Annotated in this window: 12 protein-coding genes and 1 tRNA gene; 7 read left to right on the top strand and 6 right to left on the bottom strand. The window is 62.2% G+C overall.

What is annotated here, in order from left to right:
- Positions 1–45: 45 nt before the first annotated feature.
- The gene (locus HF854_RS07230) at positions 46–996 is read right to left on the bottom strand and encodes an AEC family transporter (protein WP_168935692.1); all 951 of its coding nucleotides are present in this window, start codon (positions 994–996) and stop codon (positions 46–48) included.
- Positions 997–1,255: 259 nt separating this feature from the next.
- Between HF854_RS07230 and HF854_RS07225 the strand changes: the two genes are divergently transcribed.
- Complete coding sequence (locus HF854_RS07225; RefSeq protein WP_168935691.1) at positions 1,256–1,555, top strand: hypothetical protein; 300 nt, start codon at positions 1,256–1,258, stop codon at positions 1,553–1,555.
- 354 nt (positions 1,556–1,909) lie between these two features.
- On the opposite strand, the gene HF854_RS07220 is transcribed toward HF854_RS07225, so the two are convergent.
- The 5 genes from HF854_RS07220 to HF854_RS07200 all read right to left on the bottom strand — a co-directional run bounded on the left by HF854_RS07220 (position 1,910) and on the right by HF854_RS07200 (position 6,657).
- On the bottom strand, positions 1,910–2,764 hold the full coding sequence (locus HF854_RS07220; RefSeq protein ID WP_168935690.1) for a formate/nitrite transporter family protein: 855 nt from the start codon (positions 2,762–2,764) through the stop codon (positions 1,910–1,912).
- Between the two features lie 122 nt (positions 2,765–2,886).
- Positions 2,887–4,026 carry a UDP-N-acetylglucosamine 2-epimerase gene (locus tag HF854_RS07215; protein ID WP_168935689.1) on the bottom strand — a complete coding sequence of 380 codons (1,140 nt, stop codon included), beginning with the start codon at positions 4,024–4,026 and terminating at the stop codon, positions 2,887–2,889.
- 16 nt (positions 4,027–4,042) lie between these two features.
- A complete protein-coding gene (locus tag HF854_RS07210) occupies positions 4,043–4,909 on the bottom strand; it encodes a metal ABC transporter permease (protein ID WP_168935688.1) in 867 nt (288 codons plus the stop codon).
- Positions 4,902–5,741, bottom strand: a complete 840-nt coding sequence (locus HF854_RS07205) for a metal ABC transporter ATP-binding protein (RefSeq protein WP_168935687.1) — start codon at positions 5,739–5,741, stop codon at positions 4,902–4,904. Before HF854_RS07205 ends, HF854_RS07210 begins: the two co-directional genes overlap by 8 nt.
- Positions 5,725–6,657: a metal ABC transporter substrate-binding protein gene (locus HF854_RS07200; protein WP_168935686.1), complete on the bottom strand. Its 933-nt coding sequence runs from the start codon at positions 6,655–6,657 to the stop codon at positions 5,725–5,727. The genes HF854_RS07205 and HF854_RS07200 overlap by 17 nt, the downstream gene beginning before the upstream one ends.
- 149 nt (positions 6,658–6,806) lie before the next feature.
- Here HF854_RS07200 and mobA point away from each other — a divergent pair, with 149 nt between their 5' ends.
- The 6 genes from mobA (at position 6,807) to HF854_RS07170 (ending at position 15,058) form a co-directional block, all read left to right on the top strand.
- Complete coding sequence (gene mobA, locus HF854_RS07195; protein ID WP_303934543.1) at positions 6,807–7,460, top strand: molybdenum cofactor guanylyltransferase; 654 nt, start codon at positions 6,807–6,809, stop codon at positions 7,458–7,460.
- Between the two features lie 253 nt (positions 7,461–7,713).
- Entirely contained in the window at positions 7,714–10,167 is a 2,454-nt protein-coding gene (locus HF854_RS07190; protein ID WP_240937684.1) for a PEP/pyruvate-binding domain-containing protein, read from the top strand.
- Complete coding sequence (locus HF854_RS07185) at positions 10,168–11,868, top strand: sensor histidine kinase (RefSeq protein WP_168935684.1); 1,701 nt, start codon at positions 10,168–10,170, stop codon at positions 11,866–11,868.
- A 9-nt stretch (positions 11,869–11,877) separates the two neighbouring features.
- Positions 11,878–12,258, top strand: coding sequence for a response regulator (locus HF854_RS07180; protein ID WP_006005507.1), 381 nt, complete (start codon positions 11,878–11,880; stop codon positions 12,256–12,258).
- A gap of 1 nt (position 12,259) precedes the next feature.
- On the top strand, positions 12,260–14,905 hold the full coding sequence (locus tag HF854_RS07175; protein WP_168935683.1) for a PEP/pyruvate-binding domain-containing protein: 2,646 nt from the start codon (positions 12,260–12,262) through the stop codon (positions 14,903–14,905).
- Between the two features lie 77 nt (positions 14,906–14,982).
- Positions 14,983–15,058: transfer RNA gene (locus tag HF854_RS07170), tRNA-Val, on the top strand.
- Positions 15,059–15,402 lie beyond the last annotated feature (344 nt).

Below are 15,402 nucleotides of genomic sequence, written 5' to 3'. Positions count from 1 at the left end.
AACGTCCTGCCGTGGCCACAGGTCCCCACGACACGCGGCAGCATCTCACAACAGCGGCAGAACGAAATACAGCACAGGCAAAATGACGACCAAGGCCAGGGTGGAAAAGATCCACAGCGCATTGGCCATGTCCACGTCGAGCCCGAACAGGGCCGGAGGCACCAGGGCCGTCATGGCAACGGGCATGCAGGAAAGGACCGTCACGACCCGGAGCGGCAGCCCCCCGTCGATGCTGCCGAGCCCTGCCAAGGCGGCCAGCGGCACCAGCAGCAGGGGAACGCCGATGAATTTGACGATCGCCAGGGCCGCGGCCTCACGCGCGTAGCAGGATACGCGGGAAAGACGCAGCCCGAGCCCGATGGCAAAAAGAAAAAGCACCGTGGCAAGAAGCATGGCGGCCGCAGCCACGGAGCCCAGCGGCGCGGGACGGGGAACGCCCAGCATGTTGAGGGCAAGTCCCAGCCCGAGAGCTGTCAGGATGAGCAGCAGCACAGGATCAGGCCGGAAGGAGCGCAGACGGAACGCACCTTCGCCGCCCCCGAGACGGCGTGCCACAGGAAAGGAGATCCCGAAGTAGAACATTTCTTCGCAGATCCGGAACAATGCCACGATGGCGATGGCCTTTTCTCCAAAGAACATAACGGAGACCAGGGCCCCCACCGCGCCCAGATTGGAGAATGTCCCGCAGCAGTAAAAACTGCCGGTACGCGGCGAATCCAGATGCAGGGCCCGGGCGACACGCAGGGAAAGGAGGCCGCCCCAGATCCAGGAGGCGATGCCCAGAAAGGGAAGGGCCAGCAAACGGGAATCCGGTGAGGGCAGACCCCACAGGGAAAGCATGGCCGAACAGGGAATGAGGCAGAAGACGGCGAAGGTTTGCAGGCGCTTCCGGATGCTTTCCAGCCGGGGACGAGGAATGCACAGCAGATGCTGCGCGGCATGACCCGCGGCAAGACTGAGGAAGATGAGGCAAAGGGAAAGGAGCAACCTGTCCATAAAAACGCGATCCGGATTCTGGCATCGGCGACATGAAGGCCATACATGTCATTTCTGATTCCGATGCCCCTGTCATGCTAGGCGCAGGTCTTTATCTTGTCAAAGCCTATCTGACTGCTTGGAAGATTGTCATGGAGCAGAAGGGCGGGGTAGGCTGTTCGTGCGGGCTGCGCATATGGCCATCCCGGAAGATGCGTGGCCCTTTCCGGACAAGGCCGGCTCCGTCCGGGCGAAGTCCTTTCTCTTCAAGGAGATATCGATGCAGAAAAAACTGCTTGTTTTTCTTGTCCTGCTGCTGATCCTTCCTGTGGCCTGTATGGCCAGAGATTTCGACGGCTTCCGTGCCGATGTGCCCCCGGGATGGGAGGTCATGGAGGAAAAGGGCGCCATGGTGGGGTTCGTATCGCCCGACAGGGAAGCCATTGTGACCGTGACCGTGGCCTCAGCCCAGGATGTCGATCCGGCAGCCTTCGCTGCCGAGATGGCCCAGGGCCTGGGGGGAGCGATATCATGGAAGAAGATGGTGTCTACAGCTTCGCATTCGGGGATAATGGTGTGACTGTCGTCCATGTTGCCGGTACGGATCTGCGTGTGATCTCCATCATCGGAGGACATCCTGCCCTGGAAGGGCTGATAGACAGTATCGAGTGGCGCTAATCTCCGGAAGGGGGAGCAGCCTTGCAGTATCGCATCCGCTGCAAGGCAGTACGGTCTGGCCGGTCGAAAAGATCGCAGGTACGAGGTCGCTCGTGGCGCGTGGCGGTCTTTTGAAGACTCTCTGCCAGGACAGAAAAAGGCGGACATCCGTTCGTGAAGGGATGTCCGCCTTTTATATTGTCTTCAGCGGGAAAGGGAGCGAGAGGCGTGGACATCCTGTCCGGCAGTGCCCGGGGCCTCTCGTCGGGCCTATTTTTTAGTGGCCCTGTCTGGCCGTCAGCGCCCCCCGGTGCGTCCACCAGTGGATCATGCCGACGAACAGAGCACCGCCGGCGATATTGCCCAGGGTGACGGGGATGAGGTTGTGGATGGCAAAGTTGCCCCAGGTCAGACTGGCCAGCGCCTCGGCGGACAGGCCCGAAGCCTTGGCAAAAAGTTCGTTGCCTGCGGCCATGATGCCCGCCGGGATGTAATACATGTTGGCGACACTGTGCTCGAAGCCGGAGGTGATGAACAGCCAGATGGGGAAGAAGATGCCCAGCATCTTGCCGGTCTGGCTGCGGGCGCTCCAGCAGAACCAGACCGCCAGACAGACCAGCCAGTTGCACATCAGGCCCAGGTAGAAGGCGGGCAGAAAGTCCAGGGCGACCTTGCTGGCGGCGATGCGCAGGGTCACACCGCCAAGCATCCCGGCGCCGCTGGCGAGCTGGCCGGACGTGACGATCATGTGGGCAAGGAAGAGGCTGCCCAAAAAATTGCCGATGTAGACGAACAGCCAGTTGCGCAGCATGGCTGCCAGGGTGATGCGTTTTTCCGCAAGGGCCATGCACATGAGCGTATTGCCGGTGAAGAGTTCCGCCCCCGTCAGCATGACCAGCATCAGGCCCACGGGAAAGATGGTGCCTGCCAGACATTTGCCCAGACCGTAGGTCTCCGGCCGGGCGAGCAGGTTGAAGGCGGCCATGTTGGAACCTTCCGCAGCAAAGGCGATGAAGGCCCCGGCCCAGAAGGCGAGCACGATCTGACGCACCCAGCCGGCTTTGGCCTTTTTCTCTCCCATGGCTATCCCAAAGGCCACGGTTTCCGGTTGACTCAGCATAAGCGCATCCATGGTTCCTCCCGGGGATTGTGCTCTTCTGTACAGGGCAAAAAAAAGATTGCCCGGTGAAAACACCAAGCAATCCTTGTTTCGCGTTTTTCCCTGATTGTCAACAGGTTGCGGAGGATAGAGCGTCAATCATCCTGTGGACCGGAGGCGCTGTCCCCCTGAGGGATGCCGTCCGCGATGTCGGCAAGGATGGCCATGACGGCAGCCGCCACCCGACGGGAAGCCTGACCGCTGGTCCCGGGCAGACCCGGATGTGGACAGGGCTGGAGTACGGTTCCTCCGGCGGCGGCCAGGTCTGCGGCAGAGGTGCAGGCGATATGCCAGCCGTTCTGCACGGCGGCCGACCCGGACGGTACCGGAGGAAGCAGCAGGGCACGCTTGCCGGCATACAGGGCCTCCCGCTGCAGGGCAGGCGAGTCCGTCACGACGAAGGTGCTGGCGCATACAAGGGACAGGAAGGCGATGTGCGTCAGAGGCGGCAGGATGCGTATGCCGTCCGGGATCTGCTGCTCCCGCTCCTGGAAACAGGCAAGGGCGGACGGATGCTGCACCAGCAGGACGGGACGCTCCTGCCGGGCGTGCAGGGCCTGCAATCCTTCCAGCAGGGAGCGGATGCCGTCAGGGCTGCGGAGGGCCGCCGGCCGGGAAAGATAGCAAAGGATGAATTCCCCGAAGGTCGCTCCATGACGCTCTGCCTCCTCAAAGGGCTGCAGGCGGGGGCGGTCCTGCTCGAACAGGTCATAGAGGGTATCGCCTGTGACGCAGGTCCCCCGTTCCATCTGCCGGGCATGCAGATCTTGTTCATCGGCAGGATCGAGACAGCAGAGCAGACTGGACAGGCGGTCCGTGAGCTCGGCATGCCGCCCTTCCGGGCTGCTCATGCCTTCCGGGCATTGCCCGGCGCCCACATGGATGACCGGGATACCGTGTTCCGTTGCGGCCAGAGCCGCGGCCAGCGTCGTGACGGAATGGCCGTAGACAAGCACCGCGGCCGGGGCTTCCCGATGCAGCAGCAGACTGGCGCTGCTCATGATGTGGGCCAGCAGGCTCGCATCGGAAAGGGAGGCCGGGGCCGGGCCCAGCCGGTGGCAGGGCGTGACGCCATAGTCGTCGAGCAGGGGAGCCCAGAGGGCGTGATCCCCTCTTTCAGAAGAAAGGACGAGGCGGGGCTCCCAGGCACGGAAACTCCGTACCGTACGTTCTACGGGGATATGCTGCAGCAGCTGGGAGCGGCTGCCGACAAAGACCAGGACGCGCATGCTCATGATCAGGCCTCCTGCATCACGAAAGCCGGTGGGGACGGCGCAAGCGGGCCCACACGCTGCTGAGGGCGAACCAGACGCAGGCCACAAGGATCATGGTGGCGCCGCTGGCCGTGGACATCCATTCCTGTGCCGAGAGCAGCAGACCGGCTACCCCGGACGTGACGGCCACGACCTGGGCCCACCAGAACATGCCGCCCGCCGTCTGGGCAAAGTTGCGGCCTGCCGCCGCCGGGACGATGAGCATGGCCGTGACCAGCAGCACGCCCACGGTCCAGACGCAAAACATGACGACCAGGGCCAGCAGACCGGAAAAGGCGTATTGCCACAGGCAGACATTGATGCCGTGGACATGCGCCATGACAGGATTGAGAGCGATATAGAGCAGACGGTTGTAACCGATGATCTGAAAGATCAGCAGGGCGACGAACAGAACGGCCAGACAAACGATCTCGCCCTGGCTCACGGTCAGCACGTCACCGTAAAGGAATTGCTGCATGGTGCGGGCCATGCCCGGCTGGCGGCTGACAACGGCCAGACCGAAAGCCACGACGGCCGAAAAGACGATGCCGATGACCGTATCCGAGGAAAGGGCGCTGCCCCGGCGGACGGCCATGACGGCCAGACCCACCAGCGCGCCGAACGCAGGCATGGACCAGTGCGGGTCAATCGAGAGCAGCAGGCCCAGAGCCACACCGGCAAAGGCCGAATGCCCGATGGCATCGGAAAAGAAGGCCATGCGGAAGGAGATGACCTCCACTCCCAGGGCGGCTGTCATGGGGGTGAGCAGCAGGACGGCCAGCAGGGCCTGCTGCATGAAGCTCAGCTTGAGGCAGTCCAGCGGCAGCAGGGAAAGCATATGGCAGATGGAGGAGATATCAGGCATGGCGCTGCCCCTTGTCTTCCCTGCCCGCAGGGGCCATGCGCAGGGCGTGGCACAGGGCGCCGCACTTGTTGCAGGCGGCTTCAGGGTGTTCGCACTGGTTGGGGTAAAGATGGATGGGCACGCCGAACAGCTTCATCAGGGTAGGGGCCAGCAGGGTCTGCTGGGGCGGCCCCTGGGCAATGACCTTTTTGTTCAGCCCGATAACGTGATCGGCGTAATGGGCCGCCAGAGGCAGGTTGTGGGTCACCATGAGCTGGGTAAAGCCCTGTTGCTGCCGGGCATTGTCGAGGACCTCCCAGAAAAGGCGTTCCCCCTGAAAGTCCACTCCCGCCGCCGGTTCGTCCAGCAGCAGGATCTCGGGCTCACGGGCCAGGGCTGCGGCCAGCAAGACGCGGCGCAGCTCCCCGCCGGAAAGGTCGCTCATGCGACGGCGGATGAGGTGTTCCGCATGCACGGGCGCCAGAGCCGCACGGGCGCGCCGGGAAGCACTGCCCTTGATGCCGAGCCAGAGGGGACGGCGCTGGTGCCCCAGGGAAAGGAATTCGGCCACGGTCAGGGGCAGGGCGCTGTCCATCTGCAGGTTTTGCGGCACATAGGCCAGGCGGGGTCTCCGGCCGCTTTTCCCCTGCATGCGGATCTCGCCGGTATAGGCGATCTCGTTGATGATGCAGTGCAGCAGGGTGCTTTTTCCCGCGCCATTGGGGCCGACCAAGACCGTGCTGCTCCCCTGGGGGACGGCAGCCGATATGTCCTGCAGGATGTGGAGATCCCCGCGGCGGACATCCACATGGGCGATGTCGATGGCCGCAGGCTGATTAGTGAGAGAGGGCATTTTCGAGGATCTGGCAGTTGTTGCGCATCTGCTGTTCAAAATGGTTCACAGGAGTATTTTCCGGCCCCGAGGCCATGGAATCCAGCTGGATGACGGGGATGCCCGTCTCGGCGGCCAAGGTCTCCAGAGGACGGGGCGAGAACTGGGGCTCGCCTATGAGCAGGGCGGGCCGCTCTTTCTTGATGTGCTCGATGCATTCCAGCAACCGGGCGGCAGAGGGGGCCTGCTCTTCGTTCTCCTGCAAAACGTCTATGACCTTCAGGCCTGCGGAACGCATCATGTACGCCAGGGAATCGTGTTGCAGCAGCACGCAGGCACCGGGATGGGCGGCCCCCAGGGCGGCAAGCCGGTTTTCCAGATCCAGCAGGCCCTTTTGCAGGGCAGCGGCATTGCGCCGGACGGTTTCCGCCTGTTCCGGGCAGGCACGGATCAGGGCCTCGGCCATGGTCCCGGCCATCTGGGCCGCAGCAGCAGGAGAAGTGAAGACATGCGGGTTGTCATCGTGATGATGATCGTGCCCTTCTTCCTCATGGTCGGAGCGGCCGGCAAGCAGGGCGATGCCCTGGCTGCAGTCGGCTTTGCGGGCTTCGGCCTGGGCCAGGGCCGGGGCGAAAGCTGCCTCCAGGCCAAGGCCGTTCATCAGGATCACGTCCGCAGTCGCCACCTTGGTCAGGTCGGCCGGGGTCGGCGCGTAATCATGCGGGCAGCCGGTGGCGGCAGGGATCAACAGGTCGAGCCGGACATTTTCCAGACCGGCCACCAGAGGACGGGCCAGCTGCCAGACGGGGTACGTTGTTGCCAGGACATGGACGGGTCGTGAGGCCGCCTGCAGGGACAGGGGCAGCAGCGACAGGAGGGCCAGGATCAGGAGGCTTGCAGCCGTTCGAGAGCTGCATCGGGGAGCGATTGCGAGCATAGGATGAATCCGAAAATGATTTTCAAAAAACTTAGTAAAGAACTCGGCTGTCTGTCAACCACAGACTTGCCAGCCTCTCCGGCGGGCATTATGCTGGCAGGAAGACGTCTTGGCAAGGCCTTTTGTGGCCGCCAGTGGCAGGAGGGAGCGTGGTACGGATCGCCGGTGTCGTTTTGGCGGGGGGGCGTTCCCGGCGTATGGGCCGGGACAAGAGCCTGTTGCGGCTGGGAGGGGATACTGCCCCGACCCTGCTTGAACGGAGCGTCGCCCTGCTGCGGCCGCTGTGTGAACAGGTCTGGGTCTCGTGCCGTGCCGGGCAGACGTATGCCCGGCAGAATTGTGTGCCGGATCTTCTGCCGGCTTCCGGCCCCATCTGCGGCGTCCATGCGGCTCTGGTCCGTGCCCGCGCGGAAGGTATCCCTGCGGTGCTGGCACTTTCGTGCGACCTGCCGCTCATGCATACGGGCATGTTGCGACGTCTGGTCGCAGCGTTTGCCGCCTCTCCCCGCCAGTCCCTGATGACGGCCTTCATGGCGCCCAATGGCTGGACGGAATCCCTGGCCGCCATCTACCGGGTAGAGGCCGCCCCTTTTCTGGAAGCTGCTGTGGCCCGAGGGCATCTCAGGATGCGGGAAGCCGTGCCCCTCGAACTGCAATGCTTCGAAAAGTACGGGGCGGAAGACGCCCGTGCTTTTTTCAATGTCAACACACCGCAGGATCTGCAGCAGGCAGCAACCGCCCTGGGGGGGACCATAGCGCAGGAGACGGGTGAGAAATTTGCCGAAATCCCTGACCGGGCTTGAATCTGCGGCCTGCTTGGGATATTATGCACAATATCCTGCAAATCGTTTTCCCGGCCTTCTGTAAAACGGCTGATCCTGCCGTCCCTTGTTTTTTCGGACGAGGAAGAGAATGTTTTTAAGCAAATTTTTCAAACGGTTTACCAGCGATAAAAAAGGCAGCTCCGCCTCGGACTGCAGCCCGGAACATACGTTTGCCGTCCGGCATCATCGCTTCAAACTGTTTTTGACGGCCTGGAACAAATTCCAGGAGAACATGACCTCACTGGAATATACCCTGTGCTGTGACCATCCCTTTGGCCTGCACAGGGTCCGGGCCCTGTGCACCAGCGTGGCCACGCAGGTGTACCAGTGCATCCAGCATCTCGAACGCCTCAATCCTTCCCAGTGCAAGGCCCTGTACGAACGCTTCGACCATTTGCAGACAGCGGTTGCCAGTGAGGTCTACCCGCATGTGCAATTACTGGAGGGACCGTACATCATCCCGCTGGAAGAGGCGGGCCGTGCAGCGGAGGCCCATCTGGCCGACAAATCCACGGCCCGTCTTGGCGAGCTGCGCCGTCAGAGCCCCGATGTGGTCCCTGACGGTTTCGTGGTGACGGCCGCAGGCTGCATGAGCCTGTTTGCCGGTACGGGGATGCTGGAAGAGATGAACCGGCGCATCCAGGCCGCAGGGGGGTACCTCCCCGAGACCTTGCAGGATCTTTCGGAAAGCCTGAGCGAACTGACGGAAAGCACGCCGTTACCGGACAGGCTGGTGGAAGAATTTTGTGCCGTGCTGGCGGAGCTGCGCAAAAAATGTCCGGGCGAGATGCGCCTGCTGTTCAAAGGGCGCTTGTGGCCCTGCATGGATGACGGCGAGGACACGCCGGGCACGGATCCCGGGCTGCTGGTCTGGGGCCCCACTGTCTCCTTGCATGCCTCCGATATGGATATCCTGGCTTCCCTGCATACGACGCTGGCCCGCAAGCAGCAGGCCCAGGCCCTGGTTTACCGGCGTGCCCGCGGCCTGATGGAAGCCAATGCCCGCATCTGCATCACCTGCCTTGCCGTGGAGGAGGACAGCTTTGGCGGCATGGCCCATACGGCCAACCCCATCGACCTGAAGGGCGGTAACGTCCATATCTATTTCTGTAACGGGCTGCCGCAGGACATGGAATACTCGCTGGTGCCCGTCAATGTGATGCATGTTTCCCGGACCCCGCCGTACAAAGTCAGCGCCCGATGTATGCATGACGCCGAGGACGGCAGTTCCTTTTCCGATCAGGCCGCCGCTGATGTGGCGGCCTTGGCCATGGAGCTGGAAAATATGTCCGGCTGTCCCCAGTCCATGGTCTGGCTGCGCACGCCGTCCGGCCGGACGCAGGTGCTCATGGCGCGCCCCATGGTCATCAAGGCCCGGACCCAGGAAGAGCGTGAAGACGAGGCCGAGTCCCGCGCGGATGACAATCTGCCCGCGCCCCTGCTGACCGGCGGCGTCACCACCAGCCGCGGCAGGGCCTGCGGCCCGGTGGTCATCGCCCGTTCCTGGTCTGATGTCCTGGATTTTCCTGACGGCGGCATCCTGGTGGTGCAGCGCGATCTGTACCAGTGGGCTTCGCTGGTGGACCGTGCCGGGGCCATCATCGCCGAGGACGGCCTGCTGGGCTCGCGCCTGTTCTCCCTGGCCCGCGAGTTCGGCATCCCGGCCATGTTCGGCCTGGCCGGAGCCATGGAAAAGCTGACCCCGGGCGACAAGGTGACGGTCTGCACGGAGATGGGCTGTGTCTTCACCGGCCAGCTGGACGAGCTGCTGGCCCAGGCCCGTCCGCCCCGCGACTATCTGCCCGGCAGCCCCGTGTACCGGGTGCTGCAGCATGTGGCGGAACATATCCTTCCCCTGACCATCGACGTGGACAGCGTGGATTTCAAGGCGGCCAACTGCCAGACCTATCATGATATCGCCCGCTACTGTCATGAAAAGGCCGTCAGCGCCATGTTCACCCTGGGGTCCGACAAGCAGTACGCGGCCCAGCGCATCAAGCAGCTGCGGGACAAGGTCCTCAAACAGTTCTGGGTCGTGAACCTCAATGACGGCTTCGGCAAGGTCCAGCCCGGCCCGGTCATCGATGTGGAGGACATCACCTCCATCCCCATGCAGGCTATCTGGCACGGCATGAACGCCTATCCCTGGCAGGGGCCCCCGCCGGTGGACGGCAAGGGCTTCCTTTCCGTGCTGTTCGAGGCCACGGCCAATCCCAATCTGGATCCGGCGGCACAGACGGCCTACTTTACGGAAAAGAACTATTTCATGGTTTCGCGCGACTATTGCAGCCTGCATTCGCGCTTCGGCTTCCATTTCGTCTCCGTCGAAGCCCGGCTGGGGGACCGTACGCCGGAAAATTACGTGGCCTTCCAGCTGCGCGGCGGGGCGGCCAATATCGAGCGCCGCATCCTGCGGGTGCGCTTCGTGGCCGATCTGCTGTGGGAATTCGGCCTGACGCCGGTGGTCCGCAATGACGCCGTGACAGCGCGCCTTGAAGGCATGGATATGGAAGAAGGCCAGTGCCTGCTGGCTGTGGCAGGCTATCTGACCATCCATACCCGCCAGCTGGACATGATCATGCAGGACAGCGCCAAGGTGGCGGCGACCCGCAAGACCATGCTGAACCATTGCCGTATCTTGCTGACTGGTGGAGACCTTTCCCAGATTTCAGCCAAGGAGGAGTAGATGCCTTCCACACGGGAATACAGACGCATCTTCCGCCGTCTGTTCGTCACGCATCTGGGGCTTGCCCTTTTGCCGCTGGTGGCACTGGGGATCTTCAGCATAGACCGCATCAATTCCATCTATGATGAAAAGATCTCTGCCGGTATCGAAGCCGTTTGCAGCAGTAAACACCGGGCGCTAGATACCTTTTTGCATGAGCGCGTTTCCCAGATAAAAACGCTGGCCTTTACGCATGACCTTGCCGAATTGCGGGATCCCGACCGGCTGAGCCGTATCTTCACGGTCATGCAGCAGAGCGGGCGCTCCTTCGTGGACCTTGGCATCATCGGCATGGACGGCCGCCACATCTCCTATGTGGGGCCGTTCGACCTGCGTGATGCCAACTACGTCAATGCGCCTTGGTTCACCGAGGTACTGCGCAAGGGCGTTTTCGTCAGCGACGTGTTCATGGGCTTCCGTAATGTGCCGCATTTCATCATCGCCGTCCTGCGTCATGAAGGGGGCGAGAGCTTCATCATGCGTGCCACCATCGACATGGAAGCCATCAACAGCCTGCTGCAGCGCGTGTACTCCGGGGAGCGCAGTGACGCCTTCCTGATCAACGAGCAGGGCGTGCTGCAGACCGATTCCCGCGATTACGGCCGCATCCTGGAACACTTTGATGTCACCTTGCCCAACGTGCTGCGTCAGGGCATCGCCCTTGTGCCCCTGCCGTCCCAGCCGGGAGACAGCGTCAGCAAGGAGCCTTTGGCGGCCATGATGCATCTGGATTCCATGCCCTGGCTGCTGGTGGTGGTGGACGATGTGCGGGAAAGCCTGGCTCCGCTGCACCGCCTGCGCATCTATATCCTGCTTTTCGTGGGACTGGGTGCCGTGCTGGTCACGGTGGGTGCCTTCCTGGGGACGCGCTACATCGTCTCTTGTCTGACGGCCGCCGACCGCAAGCAGGCCCATATCGACGCCCGCATGCTGCAATCCAGCAAGATGGCGGCTCTCGGCAAGATGGCCGCAGGCGTGGCCCATGAGGTCAACAATCCTCTCATGCTGATCCAGGAGAACGCCGGCTGGATCCGTGACCTGCTGCAGGACGAGAACCCCAAGAACATGGTCAATTACGACGAGATCATGGAGAGCACGGACAAGATCGAAAAGCACGTGCAGCGTGCCAAGGGGATCACGCAGCGCATGCTGGGCTTTGGCCGGCGCATGAATCCCGGCCGCTCGGAGATCATGGTCAACGTTCTGGTGGATCAGGCGACGGAGTTCCTCAAGACCGAGGCCCGCGGCCGCAATATCACCATCGAAAAGGACTTTTCCGCCGATGTGCCGGTCATCCTTTCCGATTCGGCCCAGCTGGAGCAGGTGTTCATCAACATCATCGACAATGCCATCGACGCCATAGGCAAGAATGGCTCCATCGCCGTGCGCACCGAACCCTGGGAAGATGGCGCACGCATCTACTTCAAGGATACGGGGCCGGGCATGGACGAAGAGACCATGCAGCGCATCTTCGATCCTTTCTTCACCACAAAGGCAGTGGGCGAGGGTACAGGGCTTGGCCTGGCCATCTGCTTTACGATTCTGGAAAAGCTTGGTGGCCGTATAGAGGTCAGCAGCGTTGTGGGGCAGGGGACGACATTCTGTATCAGCCTGCCCGCGGAACCGCCGAGCCAACCCCTTGAAACCAGCGAAGACGCTTAGGAGAATGCCATGCACGCACTCTTTGTTGATGATGAAGTGGAATTCCTGCAGCTGATGGAAAAACGTCTGTCCCGCCGCGGCATGACCATCGTGACGGCTCCTGACGGGCAGAGCGCGCTGGATATCGTCACGGAGGCTATGAAGCAGCCCGAGACCATGTTCCAGGTGGTGGTCATGGACGTGCGCATGCCCGGCATGGATGGGCTGGAAACGCTGCGCCACATGAAGAAGATCGCCCCCAAACTGCCTGTGCTGCTGCTGACGGGCCATGCCTCCCTCGGTGTGGCCGTGCAGGGCATGGATCTGGGGGCTTACGACTATATGCTGAAGCCCGTGGCCATCAACGAGCTGATCATCAAGATGGAGGAGGCGGTTCGCGCCGCTGCGTGATATGTCCATATTTACACGATTGCGACACTTGCTGGGCGGGCAGAAAGAGCTGAGCCCCGAGGATCTGGCACGCGAGGAAGAGCTGAAAAAGCAGCTCCGCGAACGTTGTGCCCGGTTCCGTCGCCTGCTGTCCTCCAACAAGAACGCGCTCGAGATCATGAGCGAAGTGGAAGAGGCCCTGGCCGGTTCGCGACCCTTCGGCATGAGCTATGTTCGCGGTGCCGGTACGCGGGCGGCAACGGCCGTGTACCAGATGGTACGCGAGCTCAACGCGCTTTCCGACAACCAGTACGAAAGTTTGCAGACCGCTTTCAATGATGTCAGCGGCCGCATCACCGACGTGCTGGAGCGGAAGAGCCTGGTCACGGACGGCCCCCTGCTGCTGCCCCTGACGGACATCCGTCTGGGGGACATGCCACAGGTCGGCGGCAAGATGGCCAATCTTGGCGAAGTCTCCGCCAATGTGGGGCTGGCCGTGCCGGACGGTTTTGCCGTGACGGTCAACGCCTATCATGCCTTCATGGAATACAACGGGCTGCGTGACGAGATCTCCCGCCGCATCCAGAGCGCGGACATGGACAGCATGGACGATCTGTTCAGCCTGTCGGCCGCATTGCAGCAGTGCATCCTCAACGCGCCCTTGCCGCCGCAGCTGGAGCAGGCCATCGAAGAGGCCGTGGCGGGCATGGTGGAACGTTGCGGCAGCGAGCTGCGCCTTGCCCTGCGCAGCAGCGCCGTGGGCGAAGATGCTCTGGGCGTGACCTTTGCTGGTCAGTACAGGTCGGAATTGAATGTCCTGCCCGAAGAAGCCTGCGAAGTCTGGAAGGAGATCGTGGCCAGCAAGTACGCGGTCACGGCCATGAGCTACCGTTTCCAGCGCGGCATCCCGGATGAGGCCGCGCCCATGAGTGTGGGCGTGCTCAGCATGGTGCAGGCGCTGGCCGGCGGTGTGGCCTACAGCCGCGACCCCGTGGCCAGCCGGCAGGGAAGGGGACAGGTGACGCTCAATGCCGTTCCCGGGCTGCCCCAGGCTGTGGTGGACGGGGCCGTCACGCCGGACGTGTTCGCCTTCAGTCGCCAGAATCCGCCGGAACTGCTTGAAAAGCATATCGCCTACAAGGCGTTCCGCCTGGATTGCGCTCCCGAGGCGGCACAGGGCGTCAGCCGTTCCGATCTGGAAGGCGAGGCTGCTGTCCGTCCCAGCCTGACGGATGCCCAGGCCCGTGAGCTGGCGCAGGTTGCCCTGGCGCTGGAAGAATTCTACAACGAGCCGCAGGACGTGGAATGGGCGCTGGAACCCTATGAGGGCAATACGCGTATCGTGGTCCTGCAAAGCCGTCCGCTATTCGAGAGCGCGCCCGACCAGGTGGAGGAAGCCCCGGCGGCAGTGGCCGGAGAAGAAGACCCCGGCGATCTGCCCGTCCTGGCACAGGGCGGTATGGCCGTCAGCTCCGGGGTGGCTGTGGGACCTGTTTTCGTGGCCCGCAAAGACGCGGACATGCTTTCTTTCCCGCGAGGCGGCATCCTGGTCATCGAACGGGCACAGCCCCGCTGGGCCACGCTGCTTTCACGGGCTGCGGGCCTGATCAGCGAAACGGGCGGCATGGCCGGGCATCTGGCCTCTGTGGCACGGGAATACAAGCTCCCGGCCCTGTTCAGTCTGAAGGATGCCAGCCATCTGCTGGAAAATGCCGGTGAGGTCACGCTGCTGGCCGACCGGGGCACGGTACTGGCCGGGAGCCATCCCGAATTGATCCCGGCAGGGGCGACGCCCCCCAACCTTATGGCCGGGAGCCCCGTCTATCAGCGCCTCAAGGAACTGGCGGCCCTGATGACGCCCCTGCATCTGCTGGACCCGGATTCGCCGGATTTCTCGCCGGCCAATTGCACCAGCCTGCACGACATCACCCGCTTCTGTCATGAAAAGGCCGTGGGCCTGATGTTCGACAGCGAGGCGGCCCTCAACCGCAACATGGGCAAACAGCTCAAGGTGGGCGTCAAGCTGCAATACTGGGTCATCGACATGGATGACGGCTTCAAGCGCAGCGTCAACGGCCCGCTGGTGGAGCTGGGGAACATCGCCTGCAAACCCATGCTGGCCCTGTGGAACGGCATGGTGGCCGTGCCCTGGGCCGGGCCGCCGGCGACCAGCGCCTCTGGCTTCATGAGCGTCGTGTTCGAGAGCACCATGAACCGGGAGCTGGAAAGTACGGCGCCTACGGCCATGGCTGACAAGAACTTCTTCATCATCGCCTCGCGCTATATGATCCTGCAGGCCCGGTACGGGTATCATTTCTGCACGGTGGAATGTCTTGCGGGCGAGGATGAGCACGAGAACTTCGTCAGCTTCCAGTTCAAGGGCGGAGCAGCGGACGTCAGCCGCCGCATCCTGCGCGCCAGGATGCTGGCCGACCTGCTGGAGACCCACGGCTTCCGTGTAGACATCAAGAACGATTCCATGTTTGCCGTGGCGGAAGCGTACAACGCCGAAGAGACCCTGCGCCGGACGCGCCTGATCGGCTATCTGCTGATCCACAGCCGTCAGGTGGACATGATCATGAAGGATACCGTACGTGCCGCGGCCCTCAAGGAAAAGCTGGCCGGAGACATGGCAACGCTGATGGCAAAGCCTTTGCAATTCAGCTGATCGACGGCTGCGGTTGACACACGTACGGCGTTATATTAGAAGACGGCATGCCTTTTCCGCTCTGGAAAAGGCAGCTTGGGCAGTTAGCTCAGCTGGTTGAGCACCGCCCTTACAAGGCGGGGGCCACAGGTTCAAGTCCTGTACTGCCCACCAAGGAAATCAAGGGGTTACGGATAAATCCGTAACCCCTTTTTCTTTTGTCCCAACACCATTCCCAACACGCACGCGAAAAAATAGCACCAAGTGATGAAAAATCTTCGTGCGTAATCATGCTGCTTGTCTGCGGATTACCTTCTACGTTTCTCGCTATCTCCCTAGAGCACCTGGTCTGCCTCATTTCCACCAGACTCCCTTTTTCATCAAAAGGGAGTCTGGTCATTTTGGGTACATTCAGTACAAGTAGTCATCAGGAAAAAGGTTCTTAGAGGATGTCCGGCATGTTTTTTGATTTTAAAAGGTGTGGTAATCTCGTCCCATGAAACAAACAGATTTTCGTG

Origin of the sequence: Desulfovibrio piger, assembly GCF_012843875.1 — a bacterium.
In the GTDB taxonomy this organism is placed as follows: Bacteria; Desulfobacterota; Desulfovibrionia; order Desulfovibrionales; family Desulfovibrionaceae; genus Desulfovibrio.
Note: the sequence above shows the minus strand (reverse complement) of the source record. Positions and strands in the feature narration are given on the sequence as shown.